Below are 17,702 nucleotides of genomic sequence, written 5' to 3'. Positions count from 1 at the left end.
CAACCCCTGCACAACACTGCTGTGCAAGAAATCGTATCAGAATCGCGCTAAAATTTCCCACACACCTTACTTTTGGAGTACCCTTCCGGCTCATGATCGACATGGATAAAATCGCCACCGCGTTCCTGCATCGCTTTGATCCGGAACCCGCTCATGAACTCGCCATTACGGCAATGGCTCTCGGCCTTACGCCTAAAGCGCCCAAAGATGACCCGGCGCTTGCCGTAGAGTGCTTAGGCTTACGCTTCCCGAACCCGATTGGCCTCGCCGCAGGTTTTGACAAAAATGCCCGCGCTGCCCGCCCACTCACCCGTATGGGATTCGGGCATGTTGAAGTCGGCACCGTGACGCCTCGTCCACAACCCGGCAATCCACAACCGCGCCTTTTCCGCCTGCCAGAAGACGGCGCCATCATTAACCGTATGGGCTTTAATGGCTGCGGCATTGACCGTTTCTGCCGCAATCTAGCACGCTTACACCGCCCACAACCCAATGGTCGTCGCCGTGGTCCCATTGCTCCTCTCGGTGCAAATCTTGGCATTAACAAAACAGGATCAGACCCCCTGCGGGATTATCCTGAGCTTGTCGCTCGTGTACGACCCTATGCTGATTATGTGACGATTAACCTCTCATCGCCCAACACCCCGGGCCTGCGTGACCTCCAATCCGCCGATATTTTGGCAAAGTTGCTTGAAGCCATCGCAACACGTAACCCTGAGCGCCCTCCCCTCTTAGTCAAACTCGCGCCCGATATGAGCGATGATGCCTATGAGCCCGTACTCAACGCCGCGCTTCAGGGTGGTGCCCAAGGCCTCATCCTCACCAATACCACCATTGCCCGCCCAGAGGGCCTTAGCAGCCCTCATGCACATGAAAGTGGCGGCCTCTCCGGTCGACCTTTGGCACCCCGTGCACGGGATGTCCTGCGCCATGTTGCACAACTCAATAAAGGGCGCCTCACCCTCATTTCTGCAGGCGGCATTGAAAGCGGCCGAGATGTGCTGGACCGTATCCGCCTCGGTGCCAGCATGGTGCAGCTCTACACATCCTTCATTCTGGAAGGCGCATCTCTTCTGCCCCGTATTAAAACAGAACTACTCGACAGCATGCGCCAAGACGGCATCGCGTCTTTACATGATGCTCACGGCCTAGACTTAGCGTAAAACACTCATGGCGACCTGCCTATCACGCAGCAGGTCGCAGCTTATAGAATGCGCCCTATGATAAGCCTATGTGATACATAAAAACACAGGCCCAAAAAAAGGCGATCACCAACATCCACCAATTTGTATGGATATGGTTTTGCGCATCCATCGTCGTCGTAACGCAGGCAATACCCAAAAAGACGAGGAACAAAGCAAAACCTGCCGTCATTCCCACAATACGAATAACCAACTTACGCTGACGGCGCTTATCCTCAGCATCCATCACTACGTTGTCAGACATGCGGTTTTCACTCCCTAAAATCTGGCAGCTCATTCACTTTAACGACCCGCCACAGCCCATCAATGCGCTCAATAATCGATAATGACAAATTCTGAATTGAGAAACGCAGCGCCGTCTCCGGATGAACTTGCAAAGCATGCGCCAACGCCGCCCGAATAGCGCCACCATGGCTCACAATCACCGTATCACGCCCAGCATGTGCCGAGGCCCGCTCTTCTAGAGCACGACCAACGCGCGCCCCGACATCCACCATGCTTTCGCCAGAAGGTGGCGTTTCTGTCGCGGCCAAGGACCAAAACGGATTAGGCGGCAAAGACAACAAAGAGGGAAATTCCGCATGTGGGGTGCCATGCCAGTCACCAATGGACTGCTCAATAAAACGCTCATCAAGGCGAAGCGGCTCTTGCTCATGTCCAGATGCCCGCCTTAACGCCTGAGCCGTCTCTTGTGCACGCATTAACGGTGAACTGACCCATAATGCCCCCTGCGGCAACCGCCGCGCTAAAGAATGATAGCCCGCTTTTTGCTTCACCATCGTTTCAGCACAAAGCGCCACATCCAAAGCACCGTACATCACCTTGCGTGCTTCAGCTTCAACAACAGCGTGACGTATCAACCAAAAACGCGTTACCCCACCCGGCAAGTCTGGTTCATCCAAAAAATGTCCATGTGTTTCATTCGCAACTTTCCCCGAAGCATCAGACATCTTCTTCTTCCATTCCTAGCTCTGCCAGATGTCATGATAATTACATAATTTTATGACTATTTTTACCTGTGTTTTCATAATTTTTTTACAACGCATTCAGCACCTTAGAATCGGTCTAATATGGCTTTTTTCCTCATTACTCCGCTCTTTTTGCGGGCTTATACACTATGCTTTTTCATCCTGCCTTAAATCAGCAGTGTAATTTGCGCTTCTTGCGCGATACTGTAGGGTATGCTTTGCCTAATGTGCTTTGATATTTCATGCTCGGGATGTCGACCATGACCAAGGGGAAAAGATGCGTATTCTATTAACTGGCGGTTGTGGATTTATCGGTTCAGCCGTCATTCGGTACCTGATCAACAATACCGAACATCATGTGCTCAACATTGACTGCATGACCTATGCCGCCTCAGCAGATACCGTCGCTGAGGTCGCGTCCAACCCACGCTACCGCCACGCGGATGCTAGCATTGTCAATAGCGTTGAACTGCAACGCATCTTCGAAGATTACCAGCCTGATGCCGTCATGCATCTAGCAGCCGAGAGCCACGTTGATCGCTCGATTGATGGCCCGGGTGTATTCATCCAGACGAATATAGTGGGTACCTACGCTCTACTTGAGGCCGCCCGCAAGTATTGGACCGCGCTGGATTCTGAGCAAAAAAAAGCATTCCGTTTTCATCACATTTCTACAGATGAAGTCTTCGGCCACCTTGAACCGAATGACCCACCCTTTACAGAAACAACGCCATACGATCCACGAAGCCCATACTCCGCCTCAAAGGCCGCCTCAGACCATTTGGTGCGCGCATGGTTCCATACATATGGCCTACCAACTTTCGTGACCAACACGACCAATAATTATGGCGTATGGCATTTCCCAGAAAAACTCATTCCACTTGTCACCATTAACGCCATCGAAGGCAAAGAACTGCCCGTATATGGCAAAGGTGATAACGTTCGTGACTGGCTATTCGTCGAAGATCACGCGGAAGCACTCGTCCGCGCGGTCGAACGTGGGGAACCCGGTGAGACATACGCCATCGGTGCACGCCAACCACGCCGCAACATTGACGTGGTAAAAGCCATCTGTGCGGTTCTTGATGAACTCGTGCCCGATCCCGAAGGCCCGCGTGAACGCCTCATTCGCTATGTCACAGACCGCCCCGGACACGACTTCCGCTATGAAATCGATCCAACCCACGCAGAAACTGCATTGGACTGGAAAGCAAAACACGATTTCGAAACCGGCATCCGTAAAACTGTCCAGTGGTATCTCGATAACCGCTCATGGTGGGAAGGCATCCGCGCCAAACGTTATACCGGACAGCGCTTGGGAAAAAGCTCATGACACAAACTATCAGCACCCCCATGAAAGGCATTATCCTCGCAGGCGGGTCTGGCACACGCCTACACCCGATGACGCTGGCGTCTTCGAAGCAACTACTGCCCGTCTACGACAAGCCAATGGTCTATTACCCGCTCTCCACGCTCATGCTCGCGGGGATCAGGGACATCATGATCATCACCACCCCGCACGACCTACCGCAGTTCAAGCGTTTACTCGGGGATGGCTCACAATACGGCGTCACATTCACCTACCGGGAACAGCCCTCCCCTGACGGTCTGGCACAAGCGTTTCTCATCGCTGAAGACTGGATTCAAGGCGCACCTTGCGCTCTGGCTTTGGGCGATAACCTCATTTTCTCCGAAAATCTTGGTGTTATGCTGCGCGCAGCAGCAAAACGCCCGGAAGGTGCCACTGTCTTTGCTTATCAAGTCCGTGACCCCGAGCGCTACGGCGTTGTCCTGTTTGATGATAGCGGCAAAGCACTAGAGGTCGAAGAAAAGCCTGTTGACCCGAAATCTCACTGGGCCATCACAGGTCTGTATTTTTATGATCACCGCGTCGTTGAGTTTGCCAAAAAGGTTAAACCTAGCGAACGTGGCGAACTCGAAATCACAGACCTGAACCGCATGTACCTCGAAGAAGGCACATTGCAGGTTGATCGTTTAGGTCGTGGCTGTGCATGGCTGGATGCGGGTGTACCTGATAGCCTGATGCAAGCTGGAACATTTGTGCAAACCATTCAATCCCGTCAGGGCATGCTGGTCGGCTCACCTGCTGAAGTCGCATTCCGTAACGGCTTCATCACTGCCGAGCAATTGCGTGATTACGCGCAAAAAATGCGCAAGACAGAGCTCGGCCGCCTCCTCATCGAGCTTGCTGACCACGGCCACTAAAGCCCTTGGTGACGTGATCTTTAGACAAAGGTCACGTCACCAAGAACCTCAATTAGAACGTTAATCATGCGTTGTTCTGCACACCTAGCGTATACGCCTCTACCAAAAGGAAGACACCATGAAGGTCGAACGCCTCGCCATTCCAGACGTCATTTTGGTAACCCCGCCGCGCTTCGGTGATAATCGCGGTTTCTTCTCAGAAACGTATAATTTTGACCGCATGACGGATGCTGGGATTGATCTGCCATTCGTGCAAGACAACCAAAGCCTCTCACGCCAAAAAGGCGTCGTTCGCGGCCTCCACTGCCAGCTAGCCCCATATGCGCAAGGCAAGCTCGTTCGCGTGACGCGCGGCGCAATTTGGGATGTCGCGGTAGATGCCCGGACAGGCTCTCCTACATATGGCAAATGGGTTGGTGCAGAACTCTCTGCTGAAAACTGGTCCCAACTTTGGATTCCACCCGGCTTCCTACATGGCTTCGTAACACTCGAAGAAGATACCGAAGTTCAATACAAATGCACCAGCTTGTACGACAAAGCATCGGAGCGTGCCGTTATCTGGAACTGCCCTGAACTAAAAATTGACTGGCCCCTCGCTGAGGCTGACGCTGTTTTGTCTGATAAAGACAAAATTGCACCGCACTTCTCAGAAGCCAAAGACTGGTTCCAGTACAATAAGTGAGCAGTATCATGACTGAAGCACAGACCATCCTCGTCACTGGCGGTAGCGGTCAACTCGCAACCTCTCTTGTCAACCTTGGTGGCGCACGTATTCACCGCGTCGGTCGCCCCGAGTTTGATTTTGATCGCCCTGAAGACATTGCTGAACTCGTCCGCAGCATCAAGCCTGTCGCCGTTATTAACGGTGCAGCATGGACCGCAGTCGACCTTGCCGAAACCGAGGCAGAAGGAGCAAAACGCGGCAACCATACCGGCCCCGAAGCACTCGCCAAAGCTTGCGCTGAAACGGACATCCCCTTCATCCACGTCTCAACGGATTATGTTTTTTCAGGAGATAAAGGCACTCCTTACCTAGAGACAGATCCTACAACACCTCAAACAGTCTATGGTCGTACCAAAGCGGAAGGTGAGCAGGCTGCACTCGCAGCAAACCCTAAAACCATCATCCTGCGTACGGCATGGGTCTACTCAGCACATGGTAAAAATTTCGTAAAAACCATGATTAACGCTGGCGCAAAAAACCCTGCCTTAAAAGTCGTCGGGGATCAACGCGGCAACCCAACTAGTTCAGACGATCTGGCTGATGCCATTTTGGCCATCATCGGCAAAATTGAAACAACTGGCTGGCAGGCTGAATACGCTGGCATTTACCATGCTGCAGGTACGGGTGAAACAACATGGCATGGACTTGCCGTAGCAGCACTTGATGCGGCTGCAGAACATGGCCAAGCTAAGCCTACAGTGTCCGCCATTCGTACAGAAGATTGGCCAACACCGGCAAAACGCCCCCAAGACTCACGCCTTGATTGCTCTAAACTGGAACGTGTTTTTGGCGTCCGCCTTCCTGCTTGGCAAGACAGCGTCAAACAAACCGTAGCACGCCTTTTTGCTTAATATGCGTATGCCCAGCCCATGCTGGGCATACATAATACCTCGTTTCGTCGCTAGGATCGCATGCCCACTTCCCCTTCCAGATCGGAGACAGTCTGGACATCTGAGGCCACCGATAGACATGCTCGCCCGACCATCGCGATCCTCCTCTCCATATATAATGGTGAGGCCTATCTGGCTGAACAACTCGCCAGTTTTTTAATCCAATCACATACAGAATGGCACCTATACTGGCGTGACGACGGCTCCGAAGATAACAGCCGCGCCATTATGGAAACCTTCATCCGTACAGATGGTATTGGGCGGTGTACAGAAATCCCCACCCCTCGCAAACGGCTAGGGACCACTGAATCATTCATGACGCTGCTCCGCGCCGCACCTAAAGCACACTACTATGCTTTTGCCGATCAAGATGATGTCTGGCTACCACACAAACTCACATGGGCCGTGCAGACACTCTCCCAAACACCACGAGGCGAGCCGCATCTTTATTTTGCACGCCAATTATTAACGGATGAACACCTAAACGTTACTGGAAAATCATTATACATAAAAAATAAGCCGAGCATTTATAATGCCTTAACACAAAACATATCAAGCGGAATGAGCATTGTACTCAACGAAACCCTCCAAAAAAAAATAAATAATTTTCATAAAGTTCCGCCCAATACTTTTCATGACTGGTGGGTTTTACTCATAACATGCGCCACAGGCAGTCATATAACTGCTGATAAACGCTGTGTATTACTTTATCGCCAACACAACAACAACTCCATTGGTGCGCGTACGTCTTTAAGAAAACGAGCCATTGCCGCCATAAAACGCGGCCCTTCTGCCTTTTTAGACACGTTTGAAGCGAATATCGCCATGCTACAGCAATATCCTTCCGATTATCTTACCCTCGAAAGCCGCACGCTTCTCACCGATCTTTCCCAAGCACACTCTTTCATCAAGCGTCTCACCCTCCTCCGCCGTTATCCAGCCTTACGGCGGCAAGCCTTTTTAGAAAATATCATTTTCCGTTTGTGGTATCTGCAAGGAGGCCGTCGCTACTAGCTTTCATCAAGAAGGCTAGCCTATTCTTTCATTTTTCTGCTATTATCCAATCACTACTACTCTGTGGAGCTGTATCATGGGCCTTCCTTTTGATCTCAATTTTGACAAGCCAGAAGATGCCAATGTCATCACCCTCAAATGGCTCATCATTCTACATATCGCACTGATTGCCTTTATTATCTTCATCCATGTATTGCTTACAAATATGCTGAGTTCATTTTAAAAATATCGTTCACTCTGCAAAACATTGAACGCACGGCGCAGGAAATCTGCGCTTCGTGTAAACACCTGCGAATCATGAGAAGATTGACGAACAACCCAATCAATCGCAGCCAAGGCATGGAAATGCCCATAAAATATTACCTGTTCATAATGCACATCGAGATGCGCATGTTCCCGCCAAGCACGCATAAAACATGCGATGGCACCGCGATCTTCAAATACGCCATCCACCCATATAATCTTCCCCAAATCAAAACGCGCATCACCGATTAACGCAGCCCCAACATGCTCTATACCAGACCCCAGCAAAGCAGGCGTTAACCCACTACCTGCCATGACAGTATAGGCATGCCGCTCCCTCTCTCTCTTTTTTAGGCTTGAATACGTCTTACGGATTATCTCTTTTGGCTGACCTGCACGCCTATAGCGCGTAATCGCGGCCCCACTCCAAGACATCATTGCCCCTATTGCTTGCCGCCTAATACTGACAACTCATATCACATTATAGCCTTTTGCCCTGAAGCACTCAAAAACTAAGGCGCTCGTACCCGCAGCCCCACAAACCTCATGACCCCACCGGCAGCTAAATAAAGTGCTAAAGCGCCAGCCCCAATCCAAAACGGCACCGGAACATCTGTCTGCCATGACAGGGCAAGCCCCCCTAAAGACAAGGCCAACGCCATGACAACAGACGACACCATGCCCCATAACGGTGACAAGCCAAGACGCAGCGCTGTCGCCGCAGGGCCAACCATCAAGCTAAAAGAGAGCAATGCCCCTGCAATCTCCGAGCACACAGCACATGCCAAAGCCGAAACAAGCATCAAGGCGACAGAAAGCCCCCGAACAGGAACACCACGCGCCAAAGCCATTTCAGGGTTTAAACTCGCAAACAATAATGGTCGCCCAAACACTGCCAAGGCCGCACAGCACAGCAACGTCACCCCAATCAACACCTGGAGTGACGCCCAGCTTAACCCCAAAACATCACCAAAGAGCAGCGTTGTTACCATGCTCGATGCACCATTTGAGAGATGCAAAAACAACATTCCCAGCCCCAAACTGGCCGATAATACCAACCCCGTCACACCGTCTCGGTTCAAAGGGTTCCGCCCCTGCTGCCTTTCATACCCCAAAACAAGACCGGCAATAAGACTAAACGCCCCCATCCCCATGAGTGGCGAACATCCGAGCCAGACCGCTCCTGCCGCACCACTAAATCCAACATGCGTTAAACTATGCGCCGCAAAAGCCTGCCCGCGTAACAACAAAAACCAACCCACCAGCCCCGCTAAAAGAGAGACCAGCACACAGCCTAAAGCCGCATGGCGCATAAATTCAAACGCAAACATGCAGCGTTTCTTCCATAAGGGTCACATTACGAGACATCATACCAGCCAACCCCGCCATATCATGCGATGTCAGCACAACCGATGTGCCCGCAGATGTTAAATCGGCCAATAACGCCAAAAGCGCATCACGCCCCGCCGTATCCAAAGCGGCAAGAGGTTCATCCAACAATACAATAGCCCGTTCAAGATTTTGCAAAGGCGCCAAGGCCTGCGCCAAAGCAACACGCTGCCTCTCCCCCCCCGAAAGCTGGCCTAATGGCCTATGCACATAACTCCGGGGGCCATTTGGAATGCCAACCCGCGCCAATACGGCTTCTAACGCGTCTTTATCGTTCCGAGATGACGCCCATATACCCCAGCGCTGGCCATAGAGCGCCGCTCGAATATGCGCCAGAGCCGGAATAGCCAACGCGCCTTCTGTTCGGCCGGGCATTTCACTGCGCCCTTGCGGCATATACCCAAAACGTGCCTTCCCCTGCTCAACAGGGGTACCATCCAGCAGTAAAGCCCCATGAACAGGCCGCACCACCCCCAGCAGAGCTTGTAAAAACGTTGACTTCCCCGCGCCATTACGTCCACTCAGCAGCGTCATACCAGAGAGCGGCACATCACAACTACAAGACCGCACAACAACATGCGTGCCGTGAGCAAGCGTCACATCCCGTAAAGACAGAACGGGCGCAGTATTAGAGATGGGCTGCATTGAGCGCCTTATCCGTTTGATCCAAAATCTGCATCACCCATGCCTGCCACGATATCCCCTGCGGCAATGTTTCCCCCACTTCAATAACCGGCACACCACCCTCTTGAGCGAGTGCCTTTAAATGCTCAATCTGCGGAGCCTGCACCGATGGGTTAACAACAAAAAAAGCAACCTTATGCGCTTGCAGCGCTAATTCTAAGGACGCTTCATCATGCGGTGCAGGCCCCGTATGCTGCGCGATGGCTTGTGCATAGCGCCGGTCCATTAATTGAAAGCCCGCCTGAGCCAATAATGCCGTGCCCTGCGTTTCCGTCGCGGCATAAACCACATGATTATGTGCCAGACGCAACGCCTCTAAACGCTGCTGAACATGATCAACCTCTGACAAGAACGTACGTAATCCTGACGAGAAATCCGCCATATTCTGCGGAGAACGACGCTGTAAAAACTCCGTAACCCTTTGCGCAACACGCCGCACAATCTGCGGGTCAAGAAACATATGCGCATCAGCACCCGGCACCCACCCTGTCTCTTCTGCTATATTCAAATGCACAGGCGCTTGCGTCAAAAATGGTGCTGCCCAGTCATCATATGTTGCACCGTTCATAAGAGAAAAATCGGCCTGAGCAAGCACGCGCGCCATAGCAGGCGTTGGGTTCAGCTCATGCGGATCAATACCGACCGTACCAATAATAGCATCCGTTTGTACGTGCTCACGGCCTATCTGCGCGACGATATTGCACCACACAGATTCAACACACACCACCCGTATGGGCGTCTCGGCCGCATAACCATGCGAACAGAAACCCCCCCATAAACATAAGGCGCATATTACAGCATATCGTGACAAAACAGACATGAAACCAGCAGAACAAAACAGAAGAGTGCCTGTTATAGTGTAACAGGCACTCTTTGGCTACGCTTCTCTCCTTCTGGATAGTGCAAAGGCCCTTCGGCTCGAAGCACACACCCTTTATCGTCATCATAACACCCTAAAGAATGGCCCTATGACCACGCACCAAACCCCCGCGACATTATGGCTTGATGCCCTCTCCATCCCCTATACTCTTCACACATACGCCTATGATTCATCCGTTGACCGCCTTGGCATTGCCGCAGCACAAGCTTTAAACGCCGACCCCAAAGCCGTGCTCAAAACACTTATGGTCAAAGTTGATGGCATACCGGCCTGCATCGTCTTGCCCGTCGAATATGACATGAATTTCACACGCATCGCCCAGGCACTCAACGGCCGGAAAGCCAAAATGATGCAGCGTGCTGATGCGGAATCCCATACAGGATACACCATTGGCGGCGTCAGTCCCTTCGGCCAAAAACGCCCCTGCCGCGTGGTCTTTGATCAACGCGCAATCAAAGAGCAGCACCCCCACCTCATCATAAACGCAGGTGCACGCGGCCTCCTCCTGAGCATTTCCCCTACAGATGCGCTCTCTGCCAGTAATGCACTGGTCGCGGATGTCACATCTCCCTAACTAACCCCCTGCTTTTTGATCAATCCGGTGCATAATAACACCCAGAACCCTACGGGTTGTCTTAAGCTCTTCAGGCGTTACGCCCGCCAATAACTCTTCCTCCATTTGCCCCGATAGGCGGTAAATTTCACTCACCCTCTGCCGCCCTTCCTCCGTCAAACTCACTGCTCGCGCCCGCCTATCCCGACTATCCGGCACACGCCGCACTAAGCCGCGCCGCTCCAGCGTAGACAGCACACGCACAACTGCCGAATTATCAACCCCCAGAGATGCAGCAATATCTTTTTGATGCATCGGCTCCACCGCTCTATCGAGCTCCAAAAGCGGAAGCCACATGGCATCCGTTACGCCGTAGGGCTGCAAACGCGCATCAATCATTTGCCGCCAGCGGCGGGCAATGCGTCCAATCATGCGCCCCAGCGGAGGAACGTCTTGCTCATTCCCTTGCATACAACACCTAAACTTACGGACTTACCGCATCATCACGAAATGCCGCGGTCATAGCAGACGAAGACACCAAACGGCCCGTAGCATGCGCCAACACAGCAGCATTCGTGAAAGCCTGCGCTTCACTCACAGCGAGAGAAGCCTGTGCCTGATAAAGCGCAGTCGCAGCGTTAGAAGCATCCGTTAATGTCCCAACACCCTGCACATAAGCCGCAGAAGCCCCGCTAAACGCCGTTTGTGCGGCAGTACAAAGCACGCGTGCGGAGCGTAATTGTGCCAAAGTCGTGCTCAACTCATCCTGCCCATCCGCCACCTCACGCTCGACCGCAATGCGATCTTGCGCGAGCGCCGCCTCCGCTTGTTGACGGCGCGATTCCGCCAAATGAATACTATTGGCCCGTGCACCACCTTGATAGAGTGGCCAGTTCATTTGCAAAAATGCACTTCCCTCGGGCTGCGCAATCGTCGCTGCCGGGGCCGATTGCTGCGTGCCATAGGTTTTCAAGGCCCCCATATAGCCCTGCATAATACCTGCCACAGCAATCCGTGGCGCAAGACTGGCTTTCGCCGCCGCCACTGCGGCATCAGCCGCTCTTAACTTCGCCAAATCCGCAAGAACATCTGGCCGTGCCTGTAATGCCTGATTAATCAAACCCTGTACGTTGCTGGGCAAAGTATTGGGCAAATGCTGCCCATCCATCTTTTGAACCGTTAAATCCATTGTTGCAGGCAATCCCATCGCCGCCAGCAAAGCATGCTTTGCTTCATGCTCGCCATCTTGCGCCCGCTCATGATCAAACACAGCCTGCGCCGCATTACGCTGCGCTATTGCCACATCAACAACCGTCGCTTCACCATGCGCATGTCGCGCCTGTGCCGCCCGCAATAGTAACGCGGCATTTTTTTCTGCACTCTGTGCAGCCTGCACCATATTCTGCGCCGATTGATACGCATAATACGCTTTCGTAACGGTCAAAATCAGCGTCTGGTGAACCTGCGTAAAGCCATAATCTGCCGCGAGCGCCCCTTGCTGAGCTTCCTGAATCTGAGCGCGCGTCTGCCCAAAATCAAACAACAAATAATCCAGCTCTAACTTCGGATAAAATGCCTCTCCATTCGAGGTCAAATACCCACGCTGTGATAAATAACTCGGCAACGGAAACGCCATGCGCTGAAAGCCCCCCATCGCCGAAAATGTCAGTTGCGGCAATAAAGCAGCCCGAGACAAACCAACACCTATCGCCGCCTGACGCGCAGCCTCCCACGCCATGCGCGTCTGAGGATTTGTCCGCTCCGCCACATCAATCAATTCAACCAGGGATAGCGGCGCTCCACCGCCATCAAAACGTTCAACATGTGCCTGCAAAAGGGCTTTACTTCCCACCTCACGCGGCGCGGCAAAGCCCTGCTGTCCCGGCGGCATCACCAAACCATTATGCGCCATCACCGCCAAAGAAGGCTGCCAAGGCTGGTCTGCCCGCTCGGGTGCAAGATCACGCGTGTCATTACACGCAGCCAACGACAAACCCCACGCAGCGCATAGCACGAAGGAACTCCGCTTCATCATATCTGTACTCTTCTTTACCATGCCCTGCCCTCGCTTATGCTGACAGCACCGTGTGGTGGTGCTCACCCTGCGGCGCAGTGGCCGGCAAAAGTTCATCCAAAATCGCCCGAATACGTTCATCCAACACAGCGAACCAAAATCCACGCTCTGGGTCGTGCGGGAGTTCAGGCGGCACGGGCAAAGCATCCCGCAGAGATTCACCATCCTGCCCATTCAGAACCCAGCGCCCAAAATGCTCTAGCCAAGTCTTCATGGCTTCCGTATGTGCGCCAACATCTTCACTTGGCTCTTGATGAGCATCCGCGATAATCGCAACCGGAATGGCCAACATCTGGATTTCCGTCACAATCCGCGCATCAACTTTCCGATGTCCGCGCCGCGTATTGACCCGCGCGGCTTCCAAGGGCTCATTGATGACGGAGCTCCGTACCGCCGCAATGGCCCGGCCAAAAGCCTCACGCAGCCGCTCTTGCCCGACCTCCACCAGCGCATAACGGTCATGGCGGCGATACACAGCCAAGTCCCCTAAAACATGCAGCGCACTGACTACATGTTTACGGGCGATAGACGCTACACTCACAGGCCATAATGATGTGGAAATCACATACACAACGACATTGCCGATGAAGATACCCACCACACGATCACGTGCTGTCGCCATATCTAGCGTTGGGCCATATCCCTGCAAAACCGTTAAAAAATATGCCATGGAGGTTTGCACCCCGGCATAAGCAATCCGCTCACTGCCGCTCTTCACCCAACCGGCCAATAACGTCACGGGCAATACCACTAAGATGAGGTCCGTTATATCCGTCAGATACGGCATCACCCACAAAATCGTGCCGATCCCTAACGCCGCGCCGACTAAAGCACCGACCAAACGCAACGTCATTTTATGGACTGTATCACCAACCGTCCCCTGAGACACAAGGAAGCACGTCACCACGCATGTGCTAATGCTCGGCCATTGTGTGAAACGTGTAATCCCATAACAAATGACCACGGAAAGCGCGAGTTTGATCGCCGCCTGCACATAACCCGGATTACGAAACGCATCAGGCTTAAACCAGCCTTGTGTCTGCGCCGTAATATCATAAACAAAACCATGCGCCTGTGCATCGGGCTTCAGCAATAATGCTCGGATAACCGTCAAAGTCCGCGCCAACTCAACGCCCAGCGGATAGCGCGCAGCATCGCCCTTCATTTTATCCGCTAACGCTTCAAGATGTGTCGTATCAGCCTCTAACGCATCCTGCGCGCCGGGACGCTTTAACAAAACAGCCGCACAACGCTGTGCCATCCGGCCCGAAGCCTTTAACAGACCAGAGCCACCATCCCCTTCCAAGCGTGTCCATGCCGCCGCGATCATCACCAAGCGCGTCATACTACGGATCATCGCAAGACCTGCACGATGCCTCGGCAATTCTGGATGCAATTGAGCAGCCAAATCATGGAAGCGGCGTAACCCAACCGTCCCTTGTTCCGCCAAAGCGTAAACTTTTCGGGCCTCTGGCGCTTCAGACAAGCAATCCATCTCAAACAGATTGGCTACCGCACATAAGCGGTCCACCAGCCCCTTACGCAGCATAATAATCGGATCATGCCCTGCAATACGATTAGCCGCCACCATGGCCACCAACGCAATCACAAAAATCCCACCGGTCCACAGCATGAGATGCAATAAAGCCTCTTCAGGCGGCAAAAAATCAGCGTCCGGAAGAATGCTCTCCGTCGTATTACCGACAAAGGCCCCAATGCCATACCCGACCGTCTGAAGCGTATCTGCGTTCAACATCATATAGACGGTCCAGAACAGCAGAATATTCACAAACGGCCCAAGGGTCATCGCTTGAGCAAAAAAACCTGCGCCAAGCGTCAACAGCAGCATGAAAGGTAAGCGCAACCCCGGCTCAGACAGGGTAAACATCAAGAAAATGATCGTCAGCCCTGTGCCAAGGAGAATAACCCCTCCGCCCATCACTGCACTTTTAATGGTCGAGGCCGTGTCGTTCCCAGAGAGGAAAAAACAAATAAAGACCATGACTGCCAATTGAGGAATGCGAAACACCTCCCCAATCACAAGCATCACAATCACTTGCGCCGTTAACAAAAGCGTATTGCGCCACCGCCCAGGAACAGAGGCCATCTCAGCCCATAACGCCCGCAACCCATTCGGTGGATCCCCCTCATCAATAAGAGGAGGCGCAAAGCGATGATCGTTTGGGCGTTTCAGGGCCGTCCAGCTCATCGGCTCACCACAACCACGGCGGTACCACCAATACGCATCAAAGATGATGGTGGGTTATGCAGCAAAATACGCACCGGGAAGCGCTGTGCAATGCGTACCCAATTCAAAGAACGCGGCACCTTCGGCAAGCCGCCAGCACTCATACCTTCATCCGGTACAACACCCGCATTCAAACTCTCCACTACCCCAGAGATCGCCTGCTTAGGCTGCGCCATCGCATAAACCTGTACCGCTTGTCCCGGCTGCAAGGCAGCGAGTTGCGTCTCGCGGAAATTCGCAACAACCCACCAATGCTCATCGTCAATCACGGTAAAAACAGGCCGCCCAACACCCGCATACTCACCAGCAGCAACGGTTAGGTCGGTCACAATCCCATCACACGGAGCACGGACACTCGTTAAGCGCAAATCGCGCTGCGCCTCACGCAGAACAGCTTGCGCAGCGGCCAGATCAGCCCGCAACGGTGCAACGCTGCGTACAGCTTGCTTAGCGCCCAAGGCCGATTGCAGCGCTTGCTGCAACGCAACTTCCGCATTTTGTGTCGTTGTGCGGGCCTGGTCCAATGCCTCCCGCGTGACAAAACCTTGTTTCGCCAGTGGCTCTAACCGTGCTTGCGTGGCTTGCGCCAATGCGAGACGTGCTCGCGCACCGCTTACACCCGTCGCGGCAGCACCCGCCTGAGACATTTGTGAACTGACCTGATTGGTCTGCACATCCAACTGCGCTTGCAAACCATCCACCTGTGCCTGCGCTTGCTGCACCCGGTACTCATAGGGCTCCGGGTCAATAATGAACAGGAGCTGCCCTCGATGCACATGCTGATTATCCCGCACCGGCAAGGACACAATGCGGCCACTTACTTCTGGTGCAAGATGCACGATGTCCGCCGTAATATAGGCGTCTTCTGTTCGTGGTTTTGTGTGCAGCCGATCCAGCACAGCAACCCCCAAAACCGCACAAGCAACCAACGATAAAACGAGTATGCTCAAACCGCCGATACGACGTGGCTCAACACTCATCATGACCCCACTCAATGCCCGAAAAACAACAGCCACACGGCGAATGTCACCGCCACAGTAAAGGCCAGATACGTCACAATCGGCGCAGGAATAGCCTGATCCCACCGGCACATACCGAGCAGAACGCGTAACAAAGCTGCACAGGCACTCCCCACCGTTAAACACAGCATCCATGACGGGAAGAAAGACCCTAAAACATCCTGAAGCGGCGCACGGGTACAGCCCCCCAGAACCAATGCCAAAGCCGGAGCACCACGTACCAGTTGCCCCCCTCTTCCCCGCGAGGATCGTAAATACTGCGTCATATCACCTGCTCTGTCATGAGCGCCGAAAAACGGCGACAAAACGCCCTTAACGTATTTATAGTTGATATGTCATCTATTTTTTTAACATTTCTATAACCCGCTTTATAAAAGCCATCATGACCGTTGCTCCAAAGCGGAAAGTAAAAAACAATCGCGCACCAACAATGATGCCCCACTCGCTAAAGAGAGGCACCACATCAGCGCAGACCATGCCTATTAACAATCGCTCACACCGCTCAGGACGTCGTGATTATCCACGCCTCGTCGCAGACACTCCCCTTCAGCCTCCTCACAGAGGCTAAAGAAAAATCCCAACCACAAATCCGGTAATTGTAAGCCTACGCGCTACGACCACCCGGCCCAAAAGGCCGGTCACCCACGATTGTCACGCGGTGCATAATCCGGCGGTGCGGCCGATAATCATCAACCGCATAATGCTGCGTCGTACGATTATCCCAAAAAGCAACATCACCTTCCTGCCAAGACCAGCGGATCTGAAACTCCGGCTTAGTAACATGACGGAACAAATAACCCAGCAAAGCAGCGCTCTCATCGCCTTCTAACCCGCAAATTTCCGTCGTGAAGCCTTCATTGACGAAAATAGCCCGACGCCCACTTTCAGGATGCACCCGAATAACAGGATGCTCCACCGGAGGGTGCTTATCCCGTGCGGCCTTCCACCGCGCGACCGCTTCCGACGTCTTGCCGTAACGAGCCAACGGAAAAGAGCGCGTAAAATCATGCAGCGCCGTCAGCCCCTCCAAATGCACCTTCATTGAAGGGGAAAGCGCCTCATACGCCGCAACGCCACTGGCCCACAGCGTATCCCCACCGCAAGGCGGCACATGACGCGCCGCCAAAATCGCCCCCAAAGGTGGCGTTTCAGAAAACGTTACATCCGTATGCCACAGCGCGTTATCCTTAAGATCTTGCTGTTGCGTATCCAACACCATGACCTCCGGAATAGCCGGTACAGATGGGAACACTGGATGGATATGCAGCGTTCCAAAGGCTGCCCCCAAAGCACGATGCTGCTGAGGCGACATGGTCTGACGCCGAAAAAACAGAACCTCATGCTTCAGCAATAACTGACGCAGCGCCGTTAACGACGCATCTGCCAAAGGGGTAGAAAGATCCACACCATGAATGACGGCTCCCAACCCCGGAGACAAACGCTCTACCTGCCACCCTTCAGGCATGGAAACCGCAATGGAAACCGCAGCAGCCTGCGCAGAGACTGCTTCAACAACCTGAAGATCTTGATGACGGAGAGGATAAGCCATGAACGCACCATATTCCGATTTGATAGCGTTGTTTTAGTC

General features: G+C 53.1%; 20 protein-coding genes. 8 read left to right on the top strand and 12 right to left on the bottom strand.

From position 1 onward, the window contains the following. Positions 1-92 precede the first annotated feature (92 nt). A complete protein-coding gene (locus NTH01S_RS07315; protein WP_068171740.1) occupies positions 93-1,163 on the top strand; it encodes a quinone-dependent dihydroorotate dehydrogenase in 1,071 nt (356 codons plus the stop codon). A 55-nt stretch (positions 1,164-1,218) separates the two neighbouring features. Here the strand turns inward: NTH01S_RS07315 and NTH01S_RS07310 are convergent, their stop codons facing one another. Then, positions 1,219-1,446 (bottom strand): hypothetical protein, encoded by a 228-nt coding sequence (locus NTH01S_RS07310; protein WP_068171737.1) that lies wholly within the window; start codon positions 1,444-1,446, stop codon positions 1,219-1,221. Between the two features lie 7 nt (positions 1,447-1,453). Further along, entirely contained in the window at positions 1,454-2,152 is a 699-nt protein-coding gene (locus tag NTH01S_RS07305) for a histidine phosphatase family protein (protein WP_068171734.1), read from the bottom strand. A gap of 295 nt (positions 2,153-2,447) precedes the next feature. Here NTH01S_RS07305 and rfbB point away from each other — a divergent pair, with 295 nt between their 5' ends. From rfbB to NTH01S_RS11880, 6 genes are all read left to right on the top strand, one after another. Continuing rightward, positions 2,448-3,503: a dTDP-glucose 4,6-dehydratase gene (gene rfbB / locus NTH01S_RS07300; protein WP_068171731.1), complete on the top strand. Its 1,056-nt coding sequence runs from the start codon at positions 2,448-2,450 to the stop codon at positions 3,501-3,503. Continuing rightward, the gene (gene rfbA / locus NTH01S_RS07295; RefSeq protein ID WP_068171728.1) at positions 3,500-4,396 is read left to right on the top strand and encodes a glucose-1-phosphate thymidylyltransferase RfbA; all 897 of its coding nucleotides are present in this window, start codon (positions 3,500-3,502) and stop codon (positions 4,394-4,396) included. Before rfbB ends, rfbA begins: the two co-directional genes overlap by 4 nt. Before the next feature lie 118 nt (positions 4,397-4,514). Next, on the top strand, positions 4,515-5,078 hold the full coding sequence (gene rfbC / locus NTH01S_RS07290; RefSeq protein ID WP_068171726.1) for a dTDP-4-dehydrorhamnose 3,5-epimerase: 564 nt from the start codon (positions 4,515-4,517) through the stop codon (positions 5,076-5,078). A gap of 8 nt (positions 5,079-5,086) precedes the next feature. After that, a complete protein-coding gene (gene rfbD, locus NTH01S_RS07285; RefSeq protein ID WP_068171723.1) occupies positions 5,087-5,971 on the top strand; it encodes a dTDP-4-dehydrorhamnose reductase in 885 nt (294 codons plus the stop codon). 60 nt (positions 5,972-6,031) lie between these two features. After that, entirely contained in the window at positions 6,032-7,024 is a 993-nt protein-coding gene (locus NTH01S_RS07280; protein ID WP_068171721.1) for a glycosyltransferase, read from the top strand. 76 nt (positions 7,025-7,100) lie between these two features. After that, a complete protein-coding gene (locus tag NTH01S_RS11880) occupies positions 7,101-7,247 on the top strand; it encodes a hypothetical protein (protein WP_169802059.1) in 147 nt (48 codons plus the stop codon). Here NTH01S_RS11880 and NTH01S_RS07275 read toward each other — a convergent pair. The 4 genes from NTH01S_RS07275 to NTH01S_RS07260 all read right to left on the bottom strand — a co-directional run bounded on the left by NTH01S_RS07275 (position 7,244) and on the right by NTH01S_RS07260 (position 10,064). Further along, positions 7,244-7,705: a hypothetical protein gene (locus NTH01S_RS07275; RefSeq protein WP_157070905.1), complete on the bottom strand. Its 462-nt coding sequence runs from the start codon at positions 7,703-7,705 to the stop codon at positions 7,244-7,246. The two genes, NTH01S_RS11880 and NTH01S_RS07275, sit on opposite strands and share 4 nt — an antisense overlap. A gap of 74 nt (positions 7,706-7,779) precedes the next feature. Then, positions 7,780-8,598: a metal ABC transporter permease gene (locus NTH01S_RS07270; protein WP_068171715.1), complete on the bottom strand. Its 819-nt coding sequence runs from the start codon at positions 8,596-8,598 to the stop codon at positions 7,780-7,782. Further along, positions 8,585-9,301 carry a metal ABC transporter ATP-binding protein gene (locus NTH01S_RS07265; RefSeq protein WP_068171711.1) on the bottom strand — a complete coding sequence of 239 codons (717 nt, stop codon included), beginning with the start codon at positions 9,299-9,301 and terminating at the stop codon, positions 8,585-8,587. Before NTH01S_RS07265 ends, NTH01S_RS07270 begins: the two co-directional genes overlap by 14 nt. Continuing rightward, entirely contained in the window at positions 9,285-10,064 is a 780-nt protein-coding gene (locus NTH01S_RS07260; protein ID WP_169802058.1) for a metal ABC transporter solute-binding protein, Zn/Mn family, read from the bottom strand. Before NTH01S_RS07260 ends, NTH01S_RS07265 begins: the two co-directional genes overlap by 17 nt. Positions 10,065-10,308: 244 nt before the next feature. Here NTH01S_RS07260 and NTH01S_RS07255 point away from each other — a divergent pair, with 244 nt between their 5' ends. Beyond that, on the top strand, positions 10,309-10,794 hold the full coding sequence (locus NTH01S_RS07255) for an aminoacyl-tRNA deacylase (RefSeq protein WP_068171706.1): 486 nt from the start codon (positions 10,309-10,311) through the stop codon (positions 10,792-10,794). On the opposite strand, the gene NTH01S_RS07250 is transcribed toward NTH01S_RS07255, so the two are convergent. The 6 genes from NTH01S_RS07250 to tauD form a co-directional block, all read right to left on the bottom strand. Then, positions 10,795-11,244, bottom strand: coding sequence for a MarR family winged helix-turn-helix transcriptional regulator (locus NTH01S_RS07250; RefSeq protein ID WP_068171704.1), 450 nt, complete (start codon positions 11,242-11,244; stop codon positions 10,795-10,797). Between the two features lie 13 nt (positions 11,245-11,257). After that, on the bottom strand, positions 11,258-12,829 hold the full coding sequence (locus tag NTH01S_RS07245; RefSeq protein ID WP_169802057.1) for a TolC family protein: 1,572 nt from the start codon (positions 12,827-12,829) through the stop codon (positions 11,258-11,260). Positions 12,830-12,842: 13 nt separating this feature from the next. Continuing rightward, entirely contained in the window at positions 12,843-15,056 is a 2,214-nt protein-coding gene (locus NTH01S_RS07240; RefSeq protein WP_068171697.1) for an FUSC family protein, read from the bottom strand. Next, the gene (locus NTH01S_RS07235) at positions 15,053-16,111 is read right to left on the bottom strand and encodes an HlyD family efflux transporter periplasmic adaptor subunit (protein ID WP_084367117.1); all 1,059 of its coding nucleotides are present in this window, start codon (positions 16,109-16,111) and stop codon (positions 15,053-15,055) included. Before NTH01S_RS07235 ends, NTH01S_RS07240 begins: the two co-directional genes overlap by 4 nt. Further along, the gene (locus NTH01S_RS07230) at positions 16,087-16,380 is read right to left on the bottom strand and encodes a YtcA family lipoprotein (protein WP_068171694.1); all 294 of its coding nucleotides are present in this window, start codon (positions 16,378-16,380) and stop codon (positions 16,087-16,089) included. Before NTH01S_RS07230 ends, NTH01S_RS07235 begins: the two co-directional genes overlap by 25 nt. Before the next feature lie 338 nt (positions 16,381-16,718). After that, positions 16,719-17,663, bottom strand: a complete 945-nt coding sequence (gene tauD, locus NTH01S_RS07225; protein ID WP_370664312.1) for a taurine dioxygenase — start codon at positions 17,661-17,663, stop codon at positions 16,719-16,721. Positions 17,664-17,702: the final 39 nt, after the last annotated feature.

Origin of the sequence: Neokomagataea thailandica NBRC 106555, assembly GCF_001598495.1 — a bacterium.
Classification (GTDB): domain Bacteria; phylum Pseudomonadota; class Alphaproteobacteria; order Acetobacterales; family Acetobacteraceae; genus Gluconobacter; species Gluconobacter thailandicus_A.
The sequence above is the reverse complement of the archived record's forward strand: the minus strand, read 5'-3'. Positions and strand labels throughout refer to the sequence as shown.

What these genes read in the sequence shown, in the direction of transcription:
- NTH01S_RS07315 (WP_068171740.1), top strand. Translation starts at nt 93, where the DNA reads ATGATCGACATGGATAAAATCGCCACCGCGTTCCTGCATCGCTTTGAT.
- NTH01S_RS07310 (WP_068171737.1), bottom strand. Translation starts at nt 1,446, where the DNA reads ATGTCTGACAACGTAGTGATGGATGCTGAGGATAAGCGCCGTCAGCGT.
- NTH01S_RS07305 (WP_068171734.1), bottom strand. Translation starts at nt 2,152, where the DNA reads ATGTCTGATGCTTCGGGGAAAGTTGCGAATGAAACACATGGACATTTT.
- rfbB (WP_068171731.1), top strand. Translation starts at nt 2,448, where the DNA reads ATGCGTATTCTATTAACTGGCGGTTGTGGATTTATCGGTTCAGCCGTC.
- rfbA (WP_068171728.1), top strand. Translation starts at nt 3,500, where the DNA reads ATGACACAAACTATCAGCACCCCCATGAAAGGCATTATCCTCGCAGGC.
- rfbC (WP_068171726.1), top strand. Translation starts at nt 4,515, where the DNA reads ATGAAGGTCGAACGCCTCGCCATTCCAGACGTCATTTTGGTAACCCCG.
- rfbD (WP_068171723.1), top strand. Translation starts at nt 5,087, where the DNA reads ATGACTGAAGCACAGACCATCCTCGTCACTGGCGGTAGCGGTCAACTC.
- NTH01S_RS07280 (WP_068171721.1), top strand. Translation starts at nt 6,032, where the DNA reads ATGCCCACTTCCCCTTCCAGATCGGAGACAGTCTGGACATCTGAGGCC.
- NTH01S_RS11880 (WP_169802059.1), top strand. Translation starts at nt 7,101, where the DNA reads ATGGGCCTTCCTTTTGATCTCAATTTTGACAAGCCAGAAGATGCCAAT.
- NTH01S_RS07275 (WP_157070905.1), bottom strand. Translation starts at nt 7,705, where the DNA reads ATGATGTCTTGGAGTGGGGCCGCGATTACGCGCTATAGGCGTGCAGGT.
- NTH01S_RS07270 (WP_068171715.1), bottom strand. Translation starts at nt 8,598, where the DNA reads ATGTTTGCGTTTGAATTTATGCGCCATGCGGCTTTAGGCTGTGTGCTG.
- NTH01S_RS07265 (WP_068171711.1), bottom strand. Translation starts at nt 9,301, where the DNA reads ATGCAGCCCATCTCTAATACTGCGCCCGTTCTGTCTTTACGGGATGTG.
- NTH01S_RS07255 (WP_068171706.1), top strand. Translation starts at nt 10,309, where the DNA reads ATGACCACGCACCAAACCCCCGCGACATTATGGCTTGATGCCCTCTCC.
- NTH01S_RS07250 (WP_068171704.1), bottom strand. Translation starts at nt 11,244, where the DNA reads ATGCAAGGGAATGAGCAAGACGTTCCTCCGCTGGGGCGCATGATTGGA.
- NTH01S_RS07245 (WP_169802057.1), bottom strand. Translation starts at nt 12,829, where the DNA reads ATGGTAAAGAAGAGTACAGATATGATGAAGCGGAGTTCCTTCGTGCTA.
- NTH01S_RS07240 (WP_068171697.1), bottom strand. Translation starts at nt 15,056, where the DNA reads ATGAGCTGGACGGCCCTGAAACGCCCAAACGATCATCGCTTTGCGCCT.
- NTH01S_RS07230 (WP_068171694.1), bottom strand. Translation starts at nt 16,380, where the DNA reads ATGACGCAGTATTTACGATCCTCGCGGGGAAGAGGGGGGCAACTGGTA.
- tauD (WP_370664312.1), bottom strand. Translation starts at nt 17,663, where the DNA reads ATGGCTTATCCTCTCCGTCATCAAGATCTTCAGGTTGTTGAAGCAGTC.